Source organism: Euzebya rosea, assembly GCF_003073135.1.
Lineage (GTDB): Bacteria > Actinomycetota > Nitriliruptoria > Euzebyales > Euzebyaceae > Euzebya > Euzebya rosea.
Genome location: NZ_PGDQ01000006.1, coordinates 44716 through 68860, shown reverse-complemented (window position 1 = coordinate 68860; position 24145 = coordinate 44716). Strand labels below are relative to the sequence as shown.

General features: G+C 67.8%; 33 protein-coding genes. All 33 read right to left on the bottom strand.

Translation table 11 applies throughout. The annotated features are described in order from the left end of the window. Positions 1 to 2 precede the first annotated feature (2 nt). Positions 3 to 965 carry a DNA-directed RNA polymerase subunit alpha gene (locus CUC05_RS09430; protein ID WP_108665856.1) on the bottom strand — a complete coding sequence of 321 codons (963 nt, stop codon included), beginning with the start codon at positions 963 to 965 and terminating at the stop codon, positions 3 to 5. 79 nt (positions 966 to 1044) lie between these two features. Continuing rightward, on the bottom strand, positions 1045 to 1659 hold the full coding sequence (rpsD, locus tag CUC05_RS09425) for a 30S ribosomal protein S4 (RefSeq protein WP_108665855.1): 615 nt from the start codon (positions 1657 to 1659) through the stop codon (positions 1045 to 1047). Positions 1660 to 1703: 44 nt separating this feature from the next. After that, on the bottom strand, positions 1704 to 2105 hold the full coding sequence (gene rpsK, locus CUC05_RS09420; RefSeq protein ID WP_108665854.1) for a 30S ribosomal protein S11: 402 nt from the start codon (positions 2103 to 2105) through the stop codon (positions 1704 to 1706). A gap of 205 nt (positions 2106 to 2310) precedes the next feature. Then, positions 2311 to 2682: a 30S ribosomal protein S13 gene (gene rpsM, locus CUC05_RS09415; RefSeq protein WP_108665853.1), complete on the bottom strand. Its 372-nt coding sequence runs from the start codon at positions 2680 to 2682 to the stop codon at positions 2311 to 2313. 197 nt (positions 2683 to 2879) lie between these two features. Then, positions 2880 to 4784 carry a potassium transporter Kup gene (locus CUC05_RS09410; RefSeq protein ID WP_108665852.1) on the bottom strand — a complete coding sequence of 635 codons (1905 nt, stop codon included), beginning with the start codon at positions 4782 to 4784 and terminating at the stop codon, positions 2880 to 2882. Between the two features lie 135 nt (positions 4785 to 4919). Beyond that, the gene (gene map, locus CUC05_RS09405; RefSeq protein WP_108665851.1) at positions 4920 to 5756 is read right to left on the bottom strand and encodes a type I methionyl aminopeptidase; all 837 of its coding nucleotides are present in this window, start codon (positions 5754 to 5756) and stop codon (positions 4920 to 4922) included. 67 nt (positions 5757 to 5823) lie between these two features. Continuing rightward, on the bottom strand, positions 5824 to 6618 hold the full coding sequence (locus CUC05_RS09400) for an HAD family hydrolase (RefSeq protein ID WP_170127967.1): 795 nt from the start codon (positions 6616 to 6618) through the stop codon (positions 5824 to 5826). Positions 6619 to 6694: 76 nt separating this feature from the next. Further along, entirely contained in the window at positions 6695 to 7264 is a 570-nt protein-coding gene (locus CUC05_RS09395; protein ID WP_108666137.1) for an adenylate kinase, read from the bottom strand. A gap of 711 nt (positions 7265 to 7975) precedes the next feature. Then, the gene (gene secY, locus CUC05_RS09390; protein ID WP_108665849.1) at positions 7976 to 9268 is read right to left on the bottom strand and encodes a preprotein translocase subunit SecY; all 1293 of its coding nucleotides are present in this window, start codon (positions 9266 to 9268) and stop codon (positions 7976 to 7978) included. A 117-nt stretch (positions 9269 to 9385) separates the two neighbouring features. Then, complete coding sequence (rplO, locus tag CUC05_RS09385; RefSeq protein ID WP_157965402.1) at positions 9386 to 9883, bottom strand: 50S ribosomal protein L15; 498 nt, start codon at positions 9881 to 9883, stop codon at positions 9386 to 9388. A 4-nt stretch (positions 9884 to 9887) separates the two neighbouring features. Beyond that, positions 9888 to 10223, bottom strand: a complete 336-nt coding sequence (gene rpmD / locus CUC05_RS26105; RefSeq protein ID WP_108665848.1) for a 50S ribosomal protein L30 — start codon at positions 10221 to 10223, stop codon at positions 9888 to 9890. Between the two features lie 4 nt (positions 10224 to 10227). Continuing rightward, a complete protein-coding gene (gene rpsE, locus CUC05_RS09375; protein ID WP_108665847.1) occupies positions 10228 to 10857 on the bottom strand; it encodes a 30S ribosomal protein S5 in 630 nt (209 codons plus the stop codon). 10 nt (positions 10858 to 10867) lie between these two features. Further along, positions 10868 to 11230: a 50S ribosomal protein L18 gene (gene rplR / locus CUC05_RS09370; RefSeq protein WP_108665846.1), complete on the bottom strand. Its 363-nt coding sequence runs from the start codon at positions 11228 to 11230 to the stop codon at positions 10868 to 10870. A 2-nt stretch (positions 11231 to 11232) separates the two neighbouring features. Further along, complete coding sequence (gene rplF, locus CUC05_RS09365) at positions 11233 to 11769, bottom strand: 50S ribosomal protein L6 (protein WP_108665845.1); 537 nt, start codon at positions 11767 to 11769, stop codon at positions 11233 to 11235. 16 nt (positions 11770 to 11785) lie between these two features. Continuing rightward, positions 11786 to 12184 (bottom strand): 30S ribosomal protein S8, encoded by a 399-nt coding sequence (gene rpsH, locus CUC05_RS09360; protein WP_108665844.1) that lies wholly within the window; start codon positions 12182 to 12184, stop codon positions 11786 to 11788. A 108-nt stretch (positions 12185 to 12292) separates the two neighbouring features. Further along, positions 12293 to 12982 (bottom strand): 50S ribosomal protein L5, encoded by a 690-nt coding sequence (gene rplE / locus CUC05_RS09355; RefSeq protein ID WP_108665843.1) that lies wholly within the window; start codon positions 12980 to 12982, stop codon positions 12293 to 12295. Then, complete coding sequence (rplX, locus tag CUC05_RS09350; protein WP_420810899.1) at positions 12982 to 13302, bottom strand: 50S ribosomal protein L24; 321 nt, start codon at positions 13300 to 13302, stop codon at positions 12982 to 12984. Before rplX ends, rplE begins: the two co-directional genes overlap by 1 nt. 2 nt (positions 13303 to 13304) lie before the next feature. Continuing rightward, entirely contained in the window at positions 13305 to 13673 is a 369-nt protein-coding gene (gene rplN / locus CUC05_RS09345; protein WP_108665842.1) for a 50S ribosomal protein L14, read from the bottom strand. 112 nt (positions 13674 to 13785) lie between these two features. Further along, a complete protein-coding gene (rpsQ, locus tag CUC05_RS09340) occupies positions 13786 to 14061 on the bottom strand; it encodes a 30S ribosomal protein S17 (protein WP_108665841.1) in 276 nt (91 codons plus the stop codon). Then, the gene (gene rpmC / locus CUC05_RS09335) at positions 14061 to 14282 is read right to left on the bottom strand and encodes a 50S ribosomal protein L29 (RefSeq protein ID WP_108665840.1); all 222 of its coding nucleotides are present in this window, start codon (positions 14280 to 14282) and stop codon (positions 14061 to 14063) included. The genes rpsQ and rpmC overlap by 1 nt, the downstream gene beginning before the upstream one ends. Beyond that, complete coding sequence (gene rplP, locus CUC05_RS09330) at positions 14279 to 14701, bottom strand: 50S ribosomal protein L16 (protein ID WP_108665839.1); 423 nt, start codon at positions 14699 to 14701, stop codon at positions 14279 to 14281. Before rplP ends, rpmC begins: the two co-directional genes overlap by 4 nt. A gap of 6 nt (positions 14702 to 14707) precedes the next feature. Further along, positions 14708 to 15727: a 30S ribosomal protein S3 gene (gene rpsC, locus CUC05_RS26100; protein ID WP_108665838.1), complete on the bottom strand. Its 1020-nt coding sequence runs from the start codon at positions 15725 to 15727 to the stop codon at positions 14708 to 14710. A gap of 2 nt (positions 15728 to 15729) precedes the next feature. After that, complete coding sequence (rplV, locus tag CUC05_RS09320; protein WP_108665837.1) at positions 15730 to 16134, bottom strand: 50S ribosomal protein L22; 405 nt, start codon at positions 16132 to 16134, stop codon at positions 15730 to 15732. Positions 16135 to 16137: 3 nt separating this feature from the next. Further along, complete coding sequence (gene rpsS, locus CUC05_RS09315; protein ID WP_108665836.1) at positions 16138 to 16425, bottom strand: 30S ribosomal protein S19; 288 nt, start codon at positions 16423 to 16425, stop codon at positions 16138 to 16140. Between the two features lie 18 nt (positions 16426 to 16443). Then, a complete protein-coding gene (gene rplB / locus CUC05_RS09310) occupies positions 16444 to 17271 on the bottom strand; it encodes a 50S ribosomal protein L2 (RefSeq protein ID WP_108665835.1) in 828 nt (275 codons plus the stop codon). A gap of 3 nt (positions 17272 to 17274) precedes the next feature. Beyond that, positions 17275 to 17565, bottom strand: a complete 291-nt coding sequence (gene rplW / locus CUC05_RS09305) for a 50S ribosomal protein L23 (RefSeq protein ID WP_108665834.1) — start codon at positions 17563 to 17565, stop codon at positions 17275 to 17277. Continuing rightward, entirely contained in the window at positions 17565 to 18215 is a 651-nt protein-coding gene (rplD, locus tag CUC05_RS09300; RefSeq protein WP_108665833.1) for a 50S ribosomal protein L4, read from the bottom strand. The genes rplW and rplD overlap by 1 nt, the downstream gene beginning before the upstream one ends. After that, positions 18215 to 18862 carry a 50S ribosomal protein L3 gene (gene rplC, locus CUC05_RS09295; protein WP_108665832.1) on the bottom strand — a complete coding sequence of 216 codons (648 nt, stop codon included), beginning with the start codon at positions 18860 to 18862 and terminating at the stop codon, positions 18215 to 18217. Before rplC ends, rplD begins: the two co-directional genes overlap by 1 nt. Positions 18863 to 18935: 73 nt before the next feature. Beyond that, positions 18936 to 19244, bottom strand: a complete 309-nt coding sequence (rpsJ, locus tag CUC05_RS09290) for a 30S ribosomal protein S10 (RefSeq protein ID WP_108665831.1) — start codon at positions 19242 to 19244, stop codon at positions 18936 to 18938. A 178-nt stretch (positions 19245 to 19422) separates the two neighbouring features. Further along, positions 19423 to 20610, bottom strand: a complete 1188-nt coding sequence (tuf, locus tag CUC05_RS09285) for an elongation factor Tu (RefSeq protein ID WP_108665830.1) — start codon at positions 20608 to 20610, stop codon at positions 19423 to 19425. Between the two features lie 62 nt (positions 20611 to 20672). Continuing rightward, complete coding sequence (fusA, locus tag CUC05_RS09280) at positions 20673 to 22826, bottom strand: elongation factor G (RefSeq protein ID WP_108665829.1); 2154 nt, start codon at positions 22824 to 22826, stop codon at positions 20673 to 20675. Positions 22827 to 22898: 72 nt separating this feature from the next. Further along, entirely contained in the window at positions 22899 to 23369 is a 471-nt protein-coding gene (rpsG, locus tag CUC05_RS09275) for a 30S ribosomal protein S7 (RefSeq protein ID WP_108665828.1), read from the bottom strand. Positions 23370 to 23371: 2 nt separating this feature from the next. Continuing rightward, entirely contained in the window at positions 23372 to 23743 is a 372-nt protein-coding gene (rpsL, locus tag CUC05_RS09270; RefSeq protein WP_108665827.1) for a 30S ribosomal protein S12, read from the bottom strand. Between the last annotated feature and the right edge of the window lie 402 nt (positions 23744 to 24145).

The window sequence follows — 24145 nt, the reverse complement described above, 5'->3', positions numbered from 1 at the left end:
TCCTATCCGCCGTACGAACCGTAGTCGGCGAGGCTGAGGCCCATGTCCGAGAGCTTGGACTTGACCTCTTCGATGGACTTCTGACCGAAGTTGCGGATGTCGAGCAGGTCCTGCTCGGTCTTCTGGACGAGCTCACCAACGGTGGCCACGCCCTCGCGCTTCAGGCAGTTGTAGGAGCGGACCGAGAGGTCCATGTCCTCGATGGGGAGGGCGAGGTTCGGCGACATCGGGCCGGTGGGCTCGACCGCGCCGGCACCGATGGCCAGGCCGCCGGGGCCGCCTTCCTCGAAGTCGCTGAAGAGCTCGAACAGGTCGCGCAGGGTCTCACCGGCGGAGGACAGCGCCTCGGCGGGGGTGACGGACCCGTTGGTCTCCACGTCGAGGATCAGGCGGTCGTAGTTGGTCATCTGCTCGACGCGGGTCGCTTCGACCCGGTAGGTCACGCGGGTGACCGGGGAGTAGATGGAGTCGACCGGGATCACGCCGATGGGCATGTCCGGCTTCTTGTTGCGCTCGGCGGTGACGTAGCCACGGCCGCGCTCGACCGTCAGGTACATCTCCACGCGACCCTTGCGGTTCAGCGTGGCGATGTGGAGGTCGCGGTTGAGGATCTCGACCTCGCTGGGGGCGGTGATGAAGTCCGCGGTGATCTCACCGGGGCCCTCACCACCGAGGAAGATCTCGACCGGCTCGTCGGAGTGGCACCGAAGCACCAGGTCCTTGAGGTTCAGGACGATGTCGGTGACATCCTCCTTGACCCCCTCGATGGAGGAGAACTCGTGGAGCACACCCTCGATGCGGACCGACGTGACGGCAGCACCGGGAATGGAGGACAGCAGGGTGCGACGCAGGCTGTTGCCCAGCGTGTACCCGAAGCCGGGCTCCAGCGGCTCGATGGTGAACAGGGAACGGAGACCGTCGATCTGGACGTCTTCGACGATCGTGGGGCGCTGAACGATCAGCACGATAGTGGTCGCCTCCCGGGCGTAGAGCGGTGCAGTGGCAGGAAGGCACGCGAGCCGCGACGGGCCGCGTGGCGTGGTTTTACTTGGAGTACAGCTCGACGATCAGCTGTTCCTGGACGGGAACATCGATCTGCTTGCGCTCCGGCTGCGACAGCACCGAGATCTGGCGCTTGTCCTGGTCGAGCGAGACCCACCCCGGCTGGTTGCGAGTGCCCAGCAGCTCCAGCGCGCCGATGACCGGCACGATGTTGCGCGAACGATCGCGGAGGGTGATGACGTCGCCGACACGCACCTCGTAGGAGGGGATGTTGACCGTGCGACCGTTGACCTTGAAGTGCTTGTGGTTGACCAGCTGACGCGCCTCGCGGCGGGTGCGGGCCAGGCCGCCACGGAACACGACGTTGTCCAGGCGCATCTCGAGGGCGACGAGCAGGTTCTCACCCGTCAGGCCCTGGGAGCGGCTGGCGCGGTCGTAGTAGTTGCGGAACTGGCGCTCGAGGACGCCGTAGATGCGGCGAGCCTTCTGCTTCTCGCGCAGCTGCAGGAGGTACTCGGACTCCTTGATGCGTCCGCGGCCGTGCTCACCCGGCGGGTACGGGCGCTTCTCGAGCGCGCGTGCCGACTTGAGGTTGGCGTGCAGGACGGTGCGCTCGCGGCGCGACTGCTTGGCGATGGGACCGGTGTAACGGGCCATGTGTCGACCTTCTCTCTATCTCGTGGTGCCGGTGAAGGTGCGCGTCAGACGCGGCGACGCTTCGGCGGACGGCAGCCGTTGTGCGGGATGGGCGTGACGTCGCGGATGCCGCTGACCTCCAGGCCCGTGGCCTGGATGGAGCGGATCGCGGTCTCGCGGCCGGATCCCGGCCCCTTCACGCGGACGTCGACCTTGCGCATGCCGTAGCCGTCGACGGCCACGCGGGCAGCCTTCTCGGCGGCCTGCTGCGCGGCGTACGGCGTGGACTTGCGCGAGCCCTTGAAGCCCACGTTGCCCGCCGACGCCCACGAGATGACGTTCCCGTCGAGGTCGGAGATGGAGATGATGGTGTTGTTGAACGACGACGTGATGTGCGCGATGCCGTGCGGGATCGTCCGACGTTCCTTCTTCTTCCCGCGCGAGCGGGCCTTCTTTCCCTGCGCCATGAGGGTGTGCTCCTGTGTGTGCCGAAGGGCAGTCGCGGCTGCGGTGCCCGTACCCGGTCATCTCGGGGCCGATGGGAGGTGATCCCGCCTGCGCCGGTGAGTGAGGCGAACCGGCCCGACCGGCTGATCGGCTCGCCTTCCGTTCACTCCGTGAGGAGAAACGGATGTCGGCCGCCCCGTGGGAGCGGCCGCTGTCTGCGTGGTGCTACTTCTTCTTCTTGCCCGCAACCGTGCGCTTCGGGCCCTTGCGGGTCCGGGCGTTGGTGTGCGTGCGCTGGCCGCGGACGGGCAGGCCACGACGGTGGCGGATGCCCTGGTAGCAGCCGATCTCGACCTTGCGCTTGATGTTCTGCGCCACCTCGCGGCGCAGGTCACCTTCGATCTTGAACTCGTTCTCGATGAAGGCACGCAGGGCGAGCACCTCGTCCTCGGACAAGGCACCGATACGGGTGTTGGGGTCGATGTTGGTCGCCTCCAGCGCCTCGAGGGCGCGGGTGCGGCCAACGCCGAAGATGTAGGTCAGGCCGATCGCTGCCCGCTTTTCGCGAGGCAGGTCGACACCGGCGATTCTGGCCATGGGTTGCGATCCTCGGGGGTCGTGGCTGAGGCTTGGGGGTCACGGCCTGATGGCCGTGTATCCTGCTGGCCGTCGGAAGCAGCCGGAGTTCGGCGATGACGGAGGACAGCAGGACGCCCACGCAAAGGCGTGGGGACGGAGCAGTGTAGCAGCGGGGCCTGTCCCCGCCAACCCCGCACCGGCCAGCGGCCCGTCGATCAGATCTCGATGGTCCGTCCGACAGTGGTGGTCCGCTCGGCGGGGAGGCCGAAGAACGCCGTCGCCTCGGTGGAGTTGCGCAGCAGGACGCCGAACAGCCGCTCCCGCCACAGCGCCATGCCCGGCTTGGCGGTCGGCCGCACGGTCTCGCGGCCGAGGAAGAACGACACCCGATCGGGGTCGATGCTGCCCCTGCGACCACCGTCGCGGCGCAGCTCGGCCGGTACGTCGATGCGGTCGCGGAAGCCCACGCGCAGGACGACCTGCTCGACGACGTGGCCGTTGGCGGCCACTTGGTACTGCTCCAGGCGGCGGGCCGGGGGCACGTGGGCCTTCTCCCGCATCTCCACGGTGAGCAGCACGATGCGTTCGTGGAGGGTGCCGAAGTGGCGCACGGTCGACAGCAACGCCGGCGGCACGAGCTCGGGGCGGGAGTACAGGTACACGGCCGTTCCCGGCAACGTGCCGACGTCGTCGCCGAGGTCGCGCAGGAACGTGGTCACGGGCAGCCCGACCCCGCTCTCCTCGGTGACCAGCCGCCGGCCGGTGTGCCACGTCGTCATCACCGCGAACACCAGGCCGCCGAGCAGGAGTGGGAACCAGCCACCGTCGGCGATCTTGAAGAGGTTGGCGCCGAGGAAGGCCAGGTCGATCACCAGGAACACCGCCGCCCCGGCGTACACCAGCTCGCGGCGCCAGCCCATCCGGTCGATGGCCACGCGGACGAACAGCAGCGTCGTGATGACCATCGTGGCGGTCACGGCCACGCCGTAGGCCGCCGCGAGGTTCGCCGACGTCCGGAAGCCGAGCACGAGGCCGATGCAGGCGGCCAGCAACCCGACGTTGAGCGCGGGGAGGTAGACCTGTCCCCGCTCGGTGTCGGAGGTGTGGTGGACCTTCACCCGCGGGAGGTAGTTCAGCTGCACCGCCTGCACCGACAGGGAGAAGACACCGGAGATGAGGGCCTGCGAGGCGATGACCGTGGCGGCGGTGGCCAGCACCACCAAGGGGATGCGCGCCCAGCCCGGCGCCAGCAGGAAGAAGGGGTTGCGGACGGCTTCGGGCGTGCCGATCAGCAGCGCGGCCTGCCCCAGGTAGTTGAGCATCAGGGCCGGCATCACGATCGCGAACCAGCCCCGGGCGATGGGCCGGCGCCCGAAGTGCCCCATGTCGGCGTACAGCGCCTCACCCCCGGTGACGACCAGGAAGATCGCCCCGAGGGACAGGAAGCCCGGCATGCCGTTGGTGGTCAGGTACTCGATGGCGTGGATCGGGTTGAAGGCGCGCAGGACCTCGGGCCGACCGACGATCGCCGACAGGCCGGTGACCGCCAGCACGGCGAACCACACGAGCATCACGCGGCCGAAGACGGCCCCGAGGGCGGCCGTGCCCCGGTACTGCACGGAGAACAGCGCGACGAGGATGCCGATCGCGACTGGCAGCACCGCCGGTTGCAGCGCGTCGGTGACGATCTCCAGTCCCTCGACGGCGCTGAGGACGGAGATGGCCGGGGTGATGGCGCCGTCGCCGTACAGCAGCGCCGTGCCGAACAGGCCGAGCAGCACCAGGCCCCGCCGACGGCCCCGGGCATCGCCCAGCAGCGAGGTCAGGGCGAGGATGCCGCCCTCCCCGTGTGCGTCGGCTCGCATGACGACCATCAGGTACTTCACCGCGATGACCAGCAGGAGCGCCCAGATGACCACCGACGCGGCGCCGATCACCGTGCCCGGGTCGACGGTCAGCCCGCGGTCGGGTGCCAGCGCCTCACGGAAGGCGTACAGCGGCGAGGTGCCGATGTCGCCGAAGACGATGCCGAGCGCTGCCAGGGCGAGCGCGCGTTGACGAGCGCGTACGGACGCGTCATCGGATGCGACCGCCTCCGAGGAGACGCGAGAAGACGACATCACGGGTCGACCCTTCCGGCGGCGGGGGCAGGGGGACACCCCCGCCTGGCGGCCACCACCGACCGGCGATTGTACCCCTCAGCCGGCCTCGGGGATCACCTGGACGCGCCGGTGACCGACCCGTGGACAGGAGGGTCAGCCCGCCAGGGGAACGGGGACGCGGGAGGGGTCCTCCAGCGGTCGGGCGGGTTCGTCGGAGCGTGCCGTCAGTACCCAGGGCCCGTCGGGGGTGATGGCCACGGTGTGCTCCCAGTGGGCCGACAGCGCGCCGTCGGCGGTGACCACGGTCCACTCGTCCTCGAGGGTCTCGGTTTCCTCCGTGCCCAGGTTGAACATCGGCTCCACCGCGAGGACCAGCCCGTTGGCCAGCTTGGGCCCACGACCGGCGCGGCCGTGGTTGGGCACCTGGGGGTCCTCGTGGAGGGCACGACCGACCCCGTGGCCCACGTACTCCTGCACGATGCCGTAGCCCTCGCGCTGTCCGACGGCCTCGACGGCGGCGGAGATGTCGCCGACCCGCTGCTTGGGCCTGGCCTCCATCAGTCCGGCCCACAACCCTTCGCGGGTGGTCCGGACCAGGCGGGCGACCTCGGGAGCCACCGTGTCCTCACCGCCGACGATCCAGGTGGCCGCCGAGTCGGAGTAGTAGCCCTCCAGCACGCAGCCGGCGTCGATCTTGATCAGGTCGCCCTCCTGCAGGACGGTGTCGGGGGAGGGGATGCCGTGCACGATCTCGTCGTTGACCGACGCGCAGAGCGTGGCGGGGAACGGGATACGGGACCCGCTGCCGCCGTAGCCGAGGAAGGCGGGGACGGCGTTCTGCCTGCGGACGTAGTCCTCGGCCAGGCGGTCGAGCTCGCCGGTGGAGACGCCGGGCCGGACGGCCTCGGCGACCAGCTCGTGCATGTCGGCGATGATCTTGCCCGAGCGGGCCATGATCTCGATCTCGGCTGGGGACTTGCGGATGATCATGGGGAGGAGGGTACGCGCCGCACGTGGGGCGTTCACGGGCGCAGCGCCCGCTGATCGGTGCGCCGAATCAGCCCAGCAGGTCCAGCAACGAGGCCCACCCGCCGCGCTCCGGTGGGGCGATGACCTGGTCGAACCCTGCGGCATGGGCGACGCTGCCCTCCACCGCCACGGCGTGCCCTGCCCAGGCCAGCATGTCCAGATCGTTCTCCCCGTCGCCGACGACGAGCAGGTCCGCTGCCGACAACCCGTGGACGGCAGCCCACCGCTGGATGCCCGTGACCTTGGTCACGCCGTGCGGCGCGGCCAGCATCGTGGTGCCGCCGAAGGTGATGTCGAGCCCGCACGTCACCGTGGCGTCGCGGGTGATCGCGGCCGCCACCCGATGGGCCGCCGGGGCCAGCCGGTCCGGCAGGCCGAGCAGGGCGAACCCCACCGCCACACCCGCCTCGACGGGCACGTGCGGGTCCGTCGGCACCGTCGTCATGTCGAACTGGGCCCGGTGCACGTCGCTGGTGGGGCATTCCGGCGCGATCACCGCGTCGACCTCGGCGGAGGAGACGTGCACCACCGGTGACAGCCCCTCGACGAGGAACGCGTCCAGGACGCGGCGGCCGGCCTCGACGGAGAACGCCTGCCGATGCCACTCGTGGCCGGTGTGCAGATCAGCGCCCACCGCCCCGGCGAGCAGGACCGCGGGGCCGAGCAGGTCGTGACGGGCCAACCGCTCGGTGGCGACCGTGCCCCGGCGGCCGGTCGCGATGAGCAACGGGACGTCGCGACGCCGCAGTTCCGCCACGGCCTCGAGCGTCGCCGGATGGACCTCGCCGTCGCCGTGCCACAACGTGCCGTCGAGGTCGGTCACGATGCCTGCTGGCCGACTCTCCGAGCCGACGTTCCCCGGGCGTGCGGCCGTCACCACTCCCCCTGCCCGGAGGCTCTCAGGCGGTCGAGGCCTGGCGGCAGGCGGTCAGGACGCGTTCCTGGACCTCGTCGATGGAGCCGACCGCGTCGACGTCGACCAGCATGCCGACCTCGCGGTAGAACGGGATCAGGTCCTCGGTCTGGGCGCGGTACTCACGCATGCGACGCTGGAAGACGGCTGCGTCGTCGTCGGCGCGCCCCTCCTCCGACTGCCGCTTGGCGATGCGCGCCTCGAGCTCGTCGTCGGGCACGGAGAAGTGCAGGACGGTGTCGAGCGTCTCGTCGAGCATGGCCAGCATCCCGTTGAGGGTGTGGGCCTGGGCGACGTTGCGGGGATAGCCGTCGAGGAGGAACCCCTTCTCGGCGTCGGGCTGGCGCAGGCGGTCGGCGACCATGCGGTTGGTCACGGAGTCGGGCACGAGCTCGCCCTTGTCCATGTACCCCTTGGCCTCCTTGCCCAGCGGCGTCTCGCCCTTGACGTTGGCACGGAAGATGTCGCCCGTGGAGATGTGCGGGATCGCGAAGGTCTCCGAGATCATCGCCGATTGGGTCCCCTTGCCCGCCCCAGGCGGTCCCAGCAGTACCAGTCTCAAGCGTCCGTCTCCTCGTGTGGCGTCGCGATAGTTCCGACGAGCCTACCGGCCGGTACGCCCAGCGGGCGAAACGGCCCGGCCCCTGTTGGACGTGTGCGATGCCCTCCCTCCGGGGCCGCGCATGGCACACGCCCCGGGGCGTCGTGGGCGGTCCCCACCCCTGGGAGGAGTCAATGCCACACATCGGGCTCCCCCGTGCGCGATCCCCCTCCCCCGCGGGCGGCCATGCCACACGCCGCTGCCCCCGGCCCCTCGGCCCGCGGTGGACCCACGCACCCGCCGCACGGTGTGGCCCGGGCCCGACGCACCCGCCGCCGCACGGTGAACCCGTTGCCGTGTGCGATGACCACCCCGCAGCGCCGGGCATCGCACACGCCCTGCCCCGTCGTGTGCGGTCCCCACCCCTGGGAGGAGTCAATGCCACACGTCGGCCTGCCCCGTGTGCGATCCCCCTCCCCCGCGGGCGGCCATGCCACACGCCGCTGCCCCCGGCCCCTCGGGCCGCGGTCGACCCCACGCCCGCGCGCACCCACCGCCGCACCGCAGCCACGCCCGCGCGCACTCGCCGCACACGCCGCAGCCACGCACCCGACGCACCCCACGCCCGCGCGCACCCGCCACCAGACAGGCCACACCGACCCCGACGGACCCCGACAACGACGAACGCACACACCAGGGGTGTGTGCGTTCGACAGGGTTCTCGGGCTAGCCGCGGATGAAGCCCTCGTAGTGGCGCTGCATGAGCTGGGACTCGAGCTGCTTCATGGTCTCCAGGCCCACACCCACCACGATGAGGAGGGTGGCGCCGCCCAGCGGGAACAGCGCGTCGCCGAAGCTCAGCACGACCAGCGGGAGGATGGCCAGGGCACCCAGGTACAGCGAACCCGGCAGGGTGATGCGGGTCAGCACGCGGTCCAGGTACTCCGCGGTCGGCCGGCCCGGACGGATGCCGGGGATGAAGCCGCCGTACTTCTTCATGTTGTCGGCCACGTCGATCGGGTTGAACGTGATGGCCGTGTAGAAGAACGCGAAGAAGATGGTCAGCGCCAGGTACGTGATGATGTACACGGGGTGGGCGCCGGACTGGAAGTACCGGTTGGTGAAGTTCGTCAGCGCGTCGTTGTTGACGATCGAGGCCGCCAGCGTCGGCAGGTACAGCAGCGACGAGGCGAAGATGATCGGGATCACGCCGGACTGGTTGACCTTGAGCGGGATGTAGGTCTGCTGGCCGCCGTACTGGCGACGACCGACCTGCCGCTTGGCGTACTGCACCGGGATGCGGCGCTGGCCCTGCTCGACGTAGACCACGCCCACGATGAGGATCAGGCCGACGATCACGAAGGCGATGAACAGCGGCAGCGACTGCTGGTAGATGGCCGAGAACTGGCCGGGCAGCGCCGCGATGATCGCCGCGAAGATGATGATCGACATGCCGTTGCCGATACCGCGCTGGGTGATCAGCTCGCCCAGCCACATGATGAAGGCCGTACCCGCGGTGAGGGTCAGGATCATCAGGGCGCGCTTGGGCACCGAGTCGTCGGGGATCAGCGCGCTGGTGTCGATGCCGGCGTTGCCGAACAGCTGACCGGACTGGATCAGCACGATCAGGCCCGTCGACTGCAGGACGGCCAGGACGACGGTGACGTAGCGCGTGATCTGCGTGATCCGCGCCGTGCCGGTGGCGCCTTCCTTCTGCCACTCCTCGAGCTTCGGGATCACCACCGCAAGCAGCTGCATGATGATCGACGCCGTGATGTACGGCATGATCCCGAGCGCGAAGACGGCCAGCTGGGTCAGGGCCCCACCGCTGAAGAGGTTCAGCAGCTGGGCGACGCCGCTGGCTTCGGCCTGGTCGAGGATGTTGTTGAGCACCGAGTAGTCAACGCCCGGGATCGGGATGACCGAACCCAGGCGGTACACGGCGATGATCCCCAGGGTGAAGAGGATCTTGCCCCGCAGATCGGGGATCTTGAAGGCGTTCGCGAATGCGCGGAACATGCGTTCTCCTGTGGCCGGCAGGGCGTTCCCCGGACATCGATGACGATGTCGTCGAGGCGCGGCCCCCCATGCTGACACGAAACGCTCCCCCGCGAGTGCGGAGGAGCGGTCGTGAGGTTACTCGGTGGTGCTGGCCTCGTCGGCAGGCTGGTCGGCCGTGCCGGAGAGCACGCGGGCCAGGCGCTCGACGGAGCCGCCTGCCTCGGTGATCTTGGCCTCTGCGGACTTCGAGAAGCCCTGGGCCCTGACGGTCAGCTTGGTGGTGAGGTCGCCGTCGCCGAGGATCTTGACCCGCTCGCTGGGCTTGCGGATCAGGCCCTTGTCGGCCAGCTCGACCGGGGTGACGACGTCACCGTCGGCGAAGTGGGCGTCCAGCTGGGACACGTTGATCCCCTGGTAGGCGACCCGGTTGCGCGGGTTGAAGCCCGGCAGCTTCGGCAGACGACGCTGCAGGGGCATCTGGCCACCCTCGAACCCGAGGGGGACGTTCTTGCGGGCGCCGGTGCCCTTGGTACCGCGGCCGGCGGTCTTGCCCTTGCCAGCCGCCTCACCGCGACCCTTGCGGGTCTTGCGCTTGGTGGAGCCGGCAGCGGGCTTGAGGTCATGGATCTTCACGAGGTCACTCCTCCTCGTCGGCGGTGTCGGCGAGGGCGTCCTCGTCGACGGTGCCGTCGGGGTCGACCGCGTCAGCGTTGGCAAGGGTCACCTTCTGGGAGGTGATGGGGCCCTGGCCGCGATCGCGGTACTTGGACTTGCCGCCGTTCGGCAGCAGCTCGTCGGACACCTCTTCCACGGTGATCAGGTGGGTGACCTTGTGGGCCATCCCCCGGATCTCGGGACGGTCGGGAACGACGACGGTCTGACGGATGCGCTTGAGGCCAAGGGAGTGCAGGGTGCGAATCTGGTTCGCCTGCGCACCGTTGGTGCTGCGCCTCTGGGTGATCTGCAGCGCCATGGCCCTAGCCCTTCCCGGTCATGTTGGCGTACATCTTCGGCGGCATGAACTCTTCCATCTCCAGGCCGCGGTTGGTCGCGACGTCCTGGGGACGCTTGAGGTTCTGCAGGCCGTTCACGGTGGCGTGCACGACGTTGATCGCGTTGGGGGTGCCAAGCGACTTGGCCAGCACGTCGGTGATCCCGGCAGCCTCGAGGACCGCGCGGACCGGACCACCGGCGATGACACCGGTACCGGGAGCGGCGGGCTTGAGGACGACCCGGCCGGCGCCGTGGACGCCGATGATGGGGTGCACGATCGTCTTCTGGATCATGGGGACCTGGAAGAAGTTCTTCTTCGCGATCTCCACGCCCTTCTGGATCGCGGCGGGGACCTCCTTGGCCTTGCCGTAACCCACGCCGACGGTGCCGTTCATGTCACCGACGACGACGAGGGCGGTGAAGGAGAACCGACGGCCACCCTTGACGACCTTGGCGACGCGGTTGATCGCGACGACCTTCTCCTCGTAGGGGCTCTTCTCTTCCTGGCGGCCACCACGGCCACCGCGGCCGCCACGGCCACCGTCACGACCGCCGCGGCCACCACGGCCACCGGGGCCGCCACCGCGCGGGTTGTTCGGGGGTGCGTATGCCATGTCAGTACTCCTAGAACTCCAGCCCGGCTTCGCGGGCTGAGTCGGCCAGTGCCGCAACGCGGCCCTGGTAGCGGTTGCCGCCACGGTCGAACACGACCTTGTCGACGCCGGCGTCCTTGGCGCGCTCGGCGACGAGCTTGCCGACGGCCTTGGCGGCGCCGATCTTGCCGTCGCCCTCGGGGGCGAAGGATGCCTCGGCGGACGACGCGGCGGCCAGCGTGGCACCGGCGCGGTCGTCGATGACCTGGGCGTAGATGTGGGTGTTGGAGCGGTAGACAGCGAGCCGGGGACGAGCGGCGTCACCACGCACCTTCTTGCGAAGGCGGAAGTGGCGACGGTCGCGGCCGGCGCGTCGTGCGTCAGTCTTTGCCATTGCTAACCAGCAGCCTTTCCGGCCTTGCGGAGGATCGTCTCGTCGGCGTACTTGACGCCCTTGCCCTTGTAGGGCTCCGGCGGCCGCAGCTTGCGGATGTTGGCGGCCACCTGGCCGACCTGCTGCTTGTTGATGCCCTTGACGACGATCTCGGTCTGCGAGGGAACCTCGAACTCGATGCCGTCGATGCCGTCGATGACGACGTCGTGGGAGAAGCCGAGCTGCAGCTTCAGGCCCTTGCCCTGGGCGGCAGCGCGGTAACCGACGCCGACGATCTCCAGCTTCTTGGCGAAGCCGTCGGTGACGCCGATCACCATGTTGGCGACCAGGGTGCGGTACAGGCCGTGGAGCTCACGGGCCTCGCGGGTCTCGTTGGGACGGCTGACGACGACCTGCCCGTCCTCGACGTTGACGTCGATGCCGGGGTTGAGGGTCTGGGTCAGGGTGCCCTTGGGTCCCTTCACGGTGATCTGGTCAGCGGTCATGCTGACGTCGACCCCGCTGGGGATCTCGACTGGGTTCTTGCCGATGCGACTCATGGTCGTGTTCCTTCCGCTACCAGACGTAGGCGAGGATCTCGCCACCGACGCCGGCCTTGCGGGCGTCTCGGTCGGTCAGCAGGCCCTTGGACGTGGACACGATCGCCACACCGAGGCCGCCCAGCACGCGGGGCAGCTCCTCGGCCTTGGCGTACACGCGCAGCCCCGGCTTGGAGATGCGGCGAATGCCCGTCAGGACGCGCTCGCGGTCCTTGGTGAACTTCAGTGCCACCTTGAGGGTGGCCTGGGGGGTGGTGGGCTCGACCAGGAAGTCGCGGATGTAACCCTCCTGCTTGAGGATCTCCGCGATGTTGGCCTTGAGGTTGCTGGACGGCATCTCCAGCAGCTCCGTGTACGCCATGTTGGCGTTCCGGATCCGCGTGAGCATGTCGGCCACCGGGTCGGTCATCGTCATTGTGGTGATGCGCTCCTTGGGGGTTGCCGGGACCTGTCGCTGGTGGCGAAGGCCCGGTACTTCCCTTCGTGGGTGGTGGCCCGGGTGTCGGGCCGGATGAGAATGGTGCTAGACGGACTGCAGGCGCTGCAGCGGCTCGGGAGCCGGTTCGCCCTCGGCACGCTTGAACGGGAACCCGAACGCGTCGAGCAGCGCACGGCCGCCCTCGTCGTCCTTGGCGCTCGTCACGAACGTGATGTCCATGCCGCGGATGGCGTCGATCTTGTCGTAGTCGATCTCCGGGAAGATCAGCTGCTCGGTGACGCCCAGCGTGTAGTTGCCGGCACCGTCGAACTTCGCCGGCAGGCCGCGGAAGTCACGGATGCGGGGCAGGGCCAGGGTCAGCAGGCGGTCCAGGAAGTCCCACATGCGCTCACCGCGGAGGGTGACGCGTGCACCGACGGCCATGCCCTCACGGAGCTTGAACGTCGCGATGGACTTGCGGGCCAGGCGGACCTGGGGCTTCTGACCGGTGATCTGGGTCAGGTCGCCCATGACACGCTCGATGACCTTGGAGTCACCGACGGACTCGCCGACGCCGACGTTGACCACGATCTTGACCAGCTTGGGGATCTCCATGACGTTGGAGATGTTGAGCTGCTCGGTGAGCTCACCCTTGATGGTGTCGTTGTACAGGGCCTTCAGGCGCGGGACGTAGGTGTCGCCCTCGACCGGAGCCGCGGTGGACTCGTCCACCGTCGGGTCCTGCTCTGAGGGCAGGTCCGCGATCTGCTGCTCGGTGGTGTCTTCGGCGCTCATTACTCGAACTCGCTTTCGCACTTGCGGCACTGCCGGTACTTGACGCCGTCCACCCAGGTCGATCCGACACGGGTCGGCTCGTTGCACTCGGGGCAGATCGGCATGACGTTGGAGGCCTGGATGGGCATCTCGACGTGCTCGATGCCGCCCTCGCGGGCGCCGCGGTTGCTCATGGAGACCGCACGGTGCCGGGTGGCGATGTTGACGCCCTCGACCATGACCTTGTCACGCTTGGGGTAGACGTTGACGACGCGGCCGGTCTTGCCCTTGTCCTTGCCGGCGATCACGACGACCTCGTCGTTGCGCTTGATCCGCATCATGGCTACAGCACCTCCGGGGCGAGGGAGACGATCCGCATGAACTTGCGGTCGCGCAGCTCACGGCCGACCGGGCCGAAGATGCGGGTGCCTCGCGGGTTGTTGTTGTTGTCGATGATCACGCACGCGTTGTCGTCGAACCGGATGTAGGAGCCGTCCTTGCGACGACGCTCCTTGGCGGTGCGGACCACGACGGCCTTCACCACATCACCCTTCTTGACGTTGGCCTGCGGGATCGCGTGCTTGACGGTCGCGACGATCACGTCGCCCACGCCGGCGTAGCGCCGACCGGACCCGCCCAGCACGCGGATGCACAGCACCTCACGCGCGCCGGAGTTGTCGGCGACGCGGAGGCGGGACTCCTGCTGAATCATTGGTCTTCTCCTGAGGGAGTGCTCTGCCCGTCGAGGGGACTAGGTGGTGACCCCATCGGGGCCGGGGGAACGGCGAGGTGCACGGGTTCGTGCACCTGGCCCCCTTGCTTGACTACTTGGCGCGCTCGAGGATCGAGGCCACGCGGAACCGCTTGTCCTTGGACAGCGGGCGGGTCTCGACGATGCGAACGCGGTCGCCGATGCCGGCGTCGTTGGTCTCGTCGTGCGCCTTGATGCGCTTCGACTTGGTGACCGTCTTGTGGTACTTGGGGTGCTTCACGCGACGCTCGACCAGGACGACGACGGTCTTGTCCATCTTGTCGGACACGACGATCCCGTCACGGACCTTGCGGGCCGCGCGGCCCGACTCAGTAGTGGCTTCCGACATCAGTTGGTCTCCTCAGCAGTGGATGCGGCGGCCTTGCTCAGGCGTTCGCGCTGCACGGTCATGACGCGGGCGATGTCCCGACGCGTGACGCGCAGCTGCTTGTAGTTGTCCAGCTGCCCGGTGGCCAGCTCGAAACGAAGGTTGAACAGGTCGGACTTGAACTCCTCGAGCTTCTCGTCCAGCTCGGAGTCCGACAGTTCACGCAGCTCTTCGGCCCTCATGCGGACTCAACTCCTTCACGAACCACGAAGCGCCACTTCACCGGCAGCTTGTTGCCGGCCAGGCGCATCGCTTCACGGGCGACCTCTTCGGACACACCGGAGATCTCGAACATCACACGGCCCGGCTTGACGACCGCGACCCAGCCCTCGGGAGAACCCTTGCCGGAACCCATGCGGGTCTCGGCCGGCTTCTTGGTGTAGGCCTTGTGCGGGAAGATGTTGATCCACACCTTTCCGCCACGCTTCATGTAGCGGGTCATGGCGATACGAGCGGCCTCGATCTGGCGGCTGGTGACCCAGGACGCGGTCAGCGCCTGGATGCCGTAGTCGCCATAGGTGATCTCGGATCCACCCTTGGTCAGGCCGCGCTTGCGCCCGCGGTGGGGCTTGCGGTACTTGACGCGCTTCGGTGCAAGCATCGTTGACTACCCTTCGTCCAGTGCCTCGGACCACTCGTCAGCCGCGTCGGGCTGCGGGGTCGTGGGCTGTGGTGCGGATGACGGGTCGGGGTCGACCGGCTGGGGGACGGCTTCCTGGGCGGGGACGGACGCGTCCATCGCCTGGGCGTCGTTGCCGGTGATCTCCGACTGCTGCGCCGGCTCGGAAGCCGGAGCGGTGGTGGGGTCGGGGCCGGCCGGCGTGGTGCCGGTGGGGGCCTCTTCCTCGGCGGCGGCCATCTGGCGGGCCACCTGTGCGGTGACCTGCTCGGCAGCAGCCTGCTGCGCGGCGGCCTGGGCCGCACGTGCCTCGGTCTCGAGGCGCTCGCGCTCGCGACGGGCGCGGGCACGGGCCAAGCGCTCCTCGCGGTCCTCGCCCTGGGGGAGGACGATGCCGGTGTAGATCCAGACCTTGACGCCGATGCGGCCGTAGGTCGTGCGGGCCTCGTCGAAGCCGTAGTCGACGTTGGCACGGAGGGTGTGCAGGGGCACCTGGCCCTCGCGGTACCACTCGGTGCGGCTCATCTCGGCGCCGCCCAGACGACCGGAGCACTGGACACGAATGCCCTTGGCGCCAGCCTTCATGGCGTTCTGCGTCGCACGCTTCATCGCACGACGGAACGACACACGACCCTTCAGCTGCTCGGCCACGTTGTGGGCCGTCACCTGGGCGTCGAGCTCGGCGTTCTTGACCTCGTTGATGTTCAGCTTGATCTGCTTGCCGGTCATCTTCTGCAGCGTCTCGCGGATGGCGTCTGCCTCCGCGCCACGACGGCCGATGACGATGCCGGGACGAGCCGCGCGCACGTCGACCGTGATGCGGTCGCGGGTGCGCTGGATGTCGATCCGGCTGATGCCAGCGTGACGAACACGCTCACGGATGTAGGTACGCAGCTCGTAGTCCTCCTGGACGTAGGCCGCGTACTCCTTCTTCCCGGCGAACCACTTGGACTTGTGGTCCTTGATGATGCCGAGGCGGAACCCGTACGGGTGAACCTTCTGACCCATGTCTAGCTCTCCTCGGTCGCAGCGGAGTCGCTGGACGTCGTGTCGTTGGTCTTGGGAACAGGGATGCCGACGGTCACCGTGATGTGGCTGGTGCGCTTGCGGATCCTGTAGGCACGACCCATGGCCCGGGGCTGGAACCGCTTGAGAGTCGGGCCTTCGTCAACGGTCACGGCCAGGACGAAGAGGTCGTCGGCGTCCAGGTCCTTGTTGTGCTCCGCGTTGGCGATCGCCGACTGGAGGGTCTTCAGGACCGGACGGGCAGCGCCCTTGTTGGAGAAGGTCAGGGTGCGCTGGGCAGCCTCGACCTGCATGCCACGGAGACCCTGCACGACCTGACGGGCCTTGTAGGGGGACACGCGCACGTGACGGCTGACCGCCCGTGCTTCGTTGGGGGATGAAATACGCATGTCTTATCGCTTCCCCTTGGTGGCCTGCTTCTCGCCGGCACCGCGCCACTTGATGGCGCGGGTGGGCGCGAACTCGCCGAGCTTGTGCCCGACCATGGATTCGCTGATGAAGACCGGGACGTGCTTCTGGCCGTCGTGCACCGCGATGGTGTGACCGACCATGTCCGGGCTGATCTCGGAGCGACGGGACCAGGTCTTGATCACGCGCTTCTGGTTGCTGGCGTTCAACGACTCCACCTTGCGTGCAAGGTGATGGTCGGTGAAGGGGCCCTTCTTGAGGCTGCGAGGCATCGGTTACTCCCTCGGTGCTTAGCGGCGGCGCTTGCCGCGGCGGCGCAGGATGAGCTTGTCGGACGGCTGGGGCTTGCGGGTCTTGCCCTCGGGCTTGCCCTTGTGGTTCGTGGGGTGACGACCACCGGAAGTGCGACCCTCACCACCACCGTGGGGGTGGTCGACGGGGTTCATGACCACACCACGGACGGTCGGGCGGACGCCCTTCCAGCGGGTGCGGCCGGCCTTGCCGCCGGAGATCAGCGAGTGCTCGGCGTTGCCGACGGTGCCGATCGTGGCCCGGCAGCTGTTCTGCACGAGGCGGATCTCGCCGGAGGGCAGGCGCAGGGCAGCGGTGTCGCCTTCCTTGGCCAGGAGCTGGACGGAGGTACCGGCCGAGCGACCCAGCTTGGCGCCGCCACCGGGACGCATCTCCACGGCGTGGACCTGCGTACCGACGGGGATGTTCACCAGCGGCAGGGCGTTGCCCGCCTTGATGTCGGCACCCTCGCCGGAGACGACCATGTCGCCCACGGAGAGGCCGTTGGGGGCCAGGATGTAGCGCTTCTCACCGTCGAGGTAGTGCAGCCGGGCGATGCGAGCGGACCGGTTGGGGTCGTACTCGATCTCGGCAACCTTGGCGGGGACTCCGTCCTTGTTCCGACGGAAGTCGATGATGCGGTACTTCTGCTTGTGCCCACCACCGCGGTGACGCGTGGTGATCTTGCCGGAGACGTTGCGGCCAGCCTGCTTGGGCTTGGACGACGTCAGCGACTTCAGGGGCTTGTCGGTGGTGACGGTGTCGAAGTCCGACACCGACATCCCACGACGGCCAGGAGTTGTTGGCTTGTAACGACGGACGCCCATTGGTTAGGCACCTCCCGCGAAGATGTCGATCTCTTCACCGGCGGCCACCGTGACGATGGCGCGCTTGGTGGTCTTGCGCTGGCCCATCTTGAGGCCGAAGCGCTTGGCCTTGCCCTTGCGGATCAAGGTGTTCACCTTGGTGACCTTGACGCCGAAGATGGTCTCGACGGCCTTCTTGATCTCGGTCTTGTTGGCGCTCGGGTGCACGATGAAGGTGTAACGACCTTCGTCCATGAGCCCGTAGCTCTTCTCGCTGACCACCGGGGAGATGATCACGTCGTGTGCGTAACGCATCAGGCGTTCTCCTTCAGGTCGGTACGGGTACCGGAGCCGATGAGCTCCAAGGCACCCTGCTCGAACACGACGACGTCGCTGACGAGCACGTCGTAGGTGTTGAGCTGGTCCACCGTCAGCGTGTGCACGCGGGGGAGGTTGCGGAAGCTCTTGACCACGTTGGCGTCGTAGCCGGCGAGGACCAGCAGGACACGACGGTCACCGGTCTCCAGCGTCTCCAGCAGCGCACGCGCGGCCTTGGTCTTCGGGGCGTCCATGTCGAAGCCCTCGATGACCCGGATGTCGCCGGATGCCGCGCGGTCCGACAGGGCGGAACGCAGCGCGAGGCGCTTCAGCTTCTTGTTGACGCGCTTGGTGAAGTTCTGCTCGCCGCTGGGGCCGTGGGCAACGCCACCGCCGGACCAGTGCGGTGCACGGATCGAGCCCTGACGGGCGCGGCCGGTGCCCTTCTGGCGCCACGGCTTGCGGCCACCACCACGGACCTCGGCCCGGGTCTTGACCTTGGAGGTGCCGCTGCGGGCCGCAGCCTGCTGGGCGACGACGACCTGGTGCATGACGCCGACGTTCGGCTCGATGCCGAACAGCTCGTCATCCAGCTCGACGCTACCGGAGGCGGTACCGGCGGATGTGTAGAGATCAACGCTTGCCATCAGGAGTCAGCTCCCTTCGCGGCCGGACGCTTCGTGGCGTTGCGGACCAGCACCATCGAGCCGTTGGATCCGGGGACAGCGCCCTTGATCAGCAGCAGGTTGCGTTCGGCGTCGACGCCGACGAGCTGCAGGCTCTGGGTGGTGACGCGCTCGTTGCCGTAGCGACCCGCCATGCGGGTACCGGGGAACACGCGGGCGGGGGTGGCGCAGGCGCCGATGGCGCCCGGCGAGCGGTGCACCTTGTGGACGCCGTGACCGGCGCCCAGGCCGGCGAAGCCGTGACGCTTCATCACACCGCCGAAACCCTTGCCCTTGCTCTTGCCGGTGACGTCGACGTACTCGCCGACGGTGAACAGGTCCACGGTGATCACGTCACCGGGCTCGTGCTCGCCGTCGAGCTGCACCTCCATGAGGCGCTTGGTCGGCTCGACGCCGGCGCGGGCGAAGTGTCCGGCGAGCGGCTTGTTGACCTTCTTGGTGGTCCCGAAGCCGATCTGCACGGACATGTAGCCGTCACGCTCTGCGCTGCGAACCTGCACGACGGGGCACGGACCGGCCTTGACGACCGTCACGGGCAGCACGCGCCCGTCGTCGTCGAAGACCTGGGTCATGCCCAGCTTCGTGCCAAGGATGGCTTTGTTGGTCATTGGTTTGAACTCCCTGCCTGACAGACCTCTGTTGGGTCCTTGGGGGTCCACGAGGGCCGTGGCCCGCGTGCGACTAGAGCTTGATCTCGATGTCGACACCAGCCGGCAGGTCCAGCCGCATGAGGCTGTCCACCGTCTTCTGGGTCGGCTCGTGGATGTCGATCAGCCGCTTGTGCGTGCGCATCTCGAAGTGCTCGCGGCTGTCCTTGTACTTGTGCGGGGAACGGATCACGCAGATCACGTTCTTCTCCGTGGGCAACGGCACTGGGCCGGTGATCCGGGCGCCGGTCCGCTCGACCGTGTCGACGATCTTCCGCGCGGAGCGGTCGATGACGTCGTGGTCGTAGGCCTTCAGGCGGATCCTGATCTTCTGTTCAGCCATCTCTGGGGCTCCTGTACTCGGTCTCCCCGTAGGGGGGTTGGCGAAGGGGGGTTCCCCCCTTCACGGACCGATCCGGGCGGTGACGGCCCGGTCGGTCGGAACAGAGGGTGGGTGCGCCTGGGCGCACCGCTGTCTGGGGGAGGAACGCGCGGGGGGCTCGTGGCCCCCCGTGCGAGAACTACTCGATGATCTTGACGACGCGGCCAGCACCCACGGTCCGACCACCCTCACGGATGGCAAACCGCAGACCCTCGTCCATCGCGATGGGCTGGATCAGCTCAACCGTCATCTCGGTGTTGTCACCCGGCATCACCATCTCGGTGCCACCAGGCAGCTCGACCGCACCAGTCACATCCGTGGTCCGGAAGTAGAACTGGGGACGATAGTTGTTGAAGAACGGCGTGTGACGCCCACCCTCGTCCTTGGACAGGATGTAGACCTGCGCCTCGAACTTGGTGTGCGGCGTGATCGACTTCGGCGCCGCCAGCACCTGCCCGCGCTCCACCTCGTCCTTCTTCGTCCCACGCAGCAACACACCAACGTTGTCGCCAGCCTCACCACGGTTCAACAACTTGCGGAACATCTCCACACCCGTGACCGTCGTCGACGTCGTGTCCTTCAACCCGACGATCTCGATGGTGTCACCAACCGTGACCACACCACCCTCGATACGACCAGTCACCACAGTCCCACGACCCGTGATGGAGAACACGTCCTCGATCGGCATCAGGAACGGCTTGTCCAGGTCACGCTCGGGGTCCGGGAAGAAGTCATCCACCGCCTGCATCAGGTCAAGGATGTTCTGCTCCCACGCCTCATCACCCTCCAGCGCCTTCAGCGCCGACACCGGGATGACCGGGCACTCATCACCATCGAACTCATAGGAGGACAGCAGCTCACGAACCTCCAGCTCCACCAGCTCCAGCAGCTCCTCGTCATCGACCATGTCGACCTTGTTCAGCGCCACCACCAGGTTCGGCACACCCACCTGACGGGCAAGCAGCACGTGCTCACGCGTCTGCGGCATCGGACCATCAGCAGCGCTGACCACCAGGATCGCCCCATCCATCTGGGCCGCACCCGTGATCATGTTCTTGACGTAGTCCGCGTGACCCGGCGCATCCACATGCGCGTAGTGACGCTTCTCCGTCTCGTACTCCACATGGGAAACGTTGATCGTGATACCACGCTCACGCTCCTCCGGAGCCTTGTCGATCATGTCGAACGCCGACGCCGTCACGTTCGGGTTGTTCTTGGCCAACACCGTCGTGATCGCCGCCGTCAACGTGGTCTTGCCATGGTCGACGTGACCGATCGTGCCGATGTTCATGTGCGGCTTGGTGCGCTCGAACGTTGCCTTAGCCATGTCTGTCTCCTGTGGGTGACTGTGTTGAGTCTTCGGGGGTGTGTTGCGGGGGTGGTTGGCGGCTACTCGCCGCGAACCTTGGCGACGATCTCCTCAGCGAGCTGGCCCGGGACCTGCTCGTAGCCGGAGAACTGCATCGTGTAGGTGGCGCGACCCTGGGTCTTGGACCGCAGGTCGCCGACGTAGCCGAACATCTCGCTCAGCGGGACCCGGGCCGAGACGACCTGGGCGGCACCGCGGGCGGTCATGGAGCTGACCTGTCCGCGGCGAGCGTTGAGGTCACCGATGACGTCACCCATGTAGTCCTCGGGGGTGACGACCTCGACGTCCATGACCGGCTCGAGCAGGACGGCCTTGCCCTTCTTGGCGGCCTCCTTGAGCGCCATGGAACCGGCGATCTTGAACGCCATCTCCGAGGAGTCGACGTCGTGGTAGGAACCGTCGGTCAGGCTGGCACGCACGTCCACGAGGGGGTAGCCGGCGATGACGCCGCCCTCCATCGCGTCCTGGATGCCCTTGTCGACGGAGCTGATGTACTCGCGGGGGATCGCTCCACCCTTGATCTGGTCGTCGAACTCGTAGCCGCCGACCTCGCCGGTCTCCTTGCCGTCCTCGTCGAGCACCACGCGGCGCTCGTCCTCGGGGGCGAAGGCGCCGGTGGGGTACAGCGAGATGACGACCTCGGCGAACTGGCCCGAACCACCGGTCTGGCGCTTGAAGCGCAGCAGGTGGCCCTCGACCGGCTTGGTGATGGTCTCGCGGTAGGCGACCTGCGGCTTGCCGATGTTGGCCTCGACCTTGAACTCGCGACGCAGGCGGTCGACGATGATGTCGAGGTGGAGCTCGCCCATGCCACCGATGATGGTCTGGCCGGACTCCTCGTCGGTGTGGACGGTGAAGGTCGGGTCCTCTTCCGCCAGCTTCTGCAGGCCGGTGCCCATCTTCTGCTGGTCGGCCTTGGTCTTGGGCTCGATGGCGATGTGGATGACCGGCTTGTCGAAGGTCATCGACTCCAGGATCACCGGGTTGTCCGGGTCGCAGAGGGTGTCACCGGTCGTCGTGTGCTTCATGCCCACGGCGGCGGCGATGTCACCGGTGAACGCTGCCTCGCGGTCCTCCCGCGAGTTGGCGTGCATCTGCAGGATGCGGCCGAACCGCTCCTTCTTGTCCTTGGTGGAGTTGATGGCCGACGTGCCCTGCTCGACCTGGCCGGAGTACACCCGGAAGTAGGTCAGCTTTCCGACGAAGGGGTCGGTCATGATCTTGAAGGCCAGGGCGCTGAACGGCGCGTCCTCGGATGCCTCGCGGGTGATCTTCTCACCCGTCTTGGGGTCGGTGCCCTGGACCGAGGCGACGTCCTTGGGGGACGGCAGGAAGGACACGACCGCGTCCAGCAGCATCTGGACGCCCTTGTTCTTGAACGCCGAGCCGCAGTAGACGGGGATGAACTCGCCCTTGATGGTGGCCGCACGGATGGCGGGCATCATCTGCTCGGTCGTCAGGTCGCCCTCCTCGAGGTAGACCTCGAGCAGCGACTCGTCGGACTCCGCGACGGCCTCGACCAGCTTGGCGCGGTACTCCTCGCAGACATCCTTGATGTCGTCGGGGATCGGGACGGTCTCGAACTTGGCGCCGTGGTCGTCGCCGGAGCCCTCCCAGATACGGGCCTCCATGTCGATCAGGTCGACGATGCCGACGAAGCTGGACTCCGCACCGATCGGGATCTGCATCGGGACCGGCTTGGCACCGAGGCGCTCCTCGATGGTGCCGACCGCCATGAGGAAGTCCGCGCCCATCTTGTCCATCTTGTTCATGAAGCAGATGCGCGGGACGTTGTACTTGTCGGCCTGGCGCCACACCGTCTCGGACTGGGGCTCCACACCGGTGGCGGCGTCGAACACCGCGACGGCACCGTCCAGCACGCGCAGGCTGCGCTCGACCTCGACGGTGAAGTCGACGTGGCCGGGGGTGTCGATGATGTTGATGACGTGGTCGTTCCAGGAACAGGTCGTCGCAGCGGACGTGATCGTGATGCCACGCTCCTGCTCCTGCTCCATCCAGTCCATCGTGGCGCCGCCGTCGTGGACCTCACCGATCTTGTAGTTCTTGCCGGTGTAGAAGAGGATGCGCTCGGTCGTCGTGGTCTTGCCCGCGTCGATGTGCGCCATGATCCCGATGTTGCGGACCTTGCCGAGGGGGTGAGTTCGCTTCGCCATTGCGTTGCTGCCTTCGGTGTTGAGGGTGTCAGTCGAACCGGAGGTTCGTCGGTGTGCCGGGGGTTGCCCGGGCTACCAGCGGTAGTGGGCGAAGGCCTTGTTGGCCTCGGCCATCTTGTGGGTGTCCTCGCGACGCTTGACCGCGGCGCCGATGTTGTTGGACGCGTCCAGCAGCTCGTTGGTCAGGCGCTCGGACATGCTCTTCTCGCGACGAGCACGGGCGAAGGTGACCAGCCAGCGAAGCGCCAGGGTGTTGGCGCGGGCGGGCTTGACGTCGATCGGGACCTGGTAGGTGGCACCACCGACACGGCGGGACTTGACCTCCAGCGCCGGCGAGACGTTCTCCAGGGCCTTCTTGAAGACCTGGACCGGGTCGGCGCCGGTGCGCTCGCGGATGCCCTCGAACGCGTCGTAGACGATCTTCTCGGCGGTGGAGCGCTTGCCGTCGTTCATCACACGGTTGATGAGCTGGGTGACTCCGACCGAGTGGTACTTCGGGTCGGCGACGGTCTTGCGCTTCGGGGCGGGACCCTTGCGAGGCATGTCTAGCCTTCCTTCTTCGCGCCGTACTTGGAACGGGCCTGCTTGCGGTCACGGACACCGCTGGCGTCCAGCGCCGCGCGGATGACCTTGTAGCGGACACCGGGGAGGTCCTTCACACGACCACCACGGACCAGCACGATGGAGTGCTCCTGGAGGTTGTGACCCTCACCGGGGATGTAGGCCGTGACCTCGATACCGGAGGACAGGCGGACACGGCAGACCTTGCGAAGCGCCGAGTTCGGCTTCTTCGGGGTCGTGGTGTACACGCGGGTGCAGACACCACGGCGCTGGGGCGAACCCTTCAGCGCGGGAGTCTTGGCCTTGTCCGTCTTCGCTTGCCGGCCCTTGCGGACCAGCTGCTGAATGGTGGGCATGAGCTTCCTCGTTCGAGCGTGCGTCTCCGACCGGAATGCGTTCTGGAGGTCGGACTTGTGGGGAAAGCCGGGCCCGAGGGCTCGGCAGGTCTTGTTCGTCCGACTCACGCAGTCGGGCGTTTCGTATGTGGTGCGCCGTGTCGTGGCGCAGCGATCACCGTGACCCGACGGGCGTGGGTGATCTTTGAGTGGGGAATCTGTTGGCTGCAGTGGGCCTGATGGCGGCTGCGACACTGCACCGTGGCGCTGGGCCAGCGGTTGCGCCGGTGTTGTGGGACTCGTGCTTGAGCTTGCGGCGGTCGTGCCGTGCTCGGCAGTCACACACAGACACGCCCGGAACCCGGGCGCGGATCCAAGAGAGTAGGTCGTGCACCGGTGGGTGTCAACCGGAGAAGGTCCTCG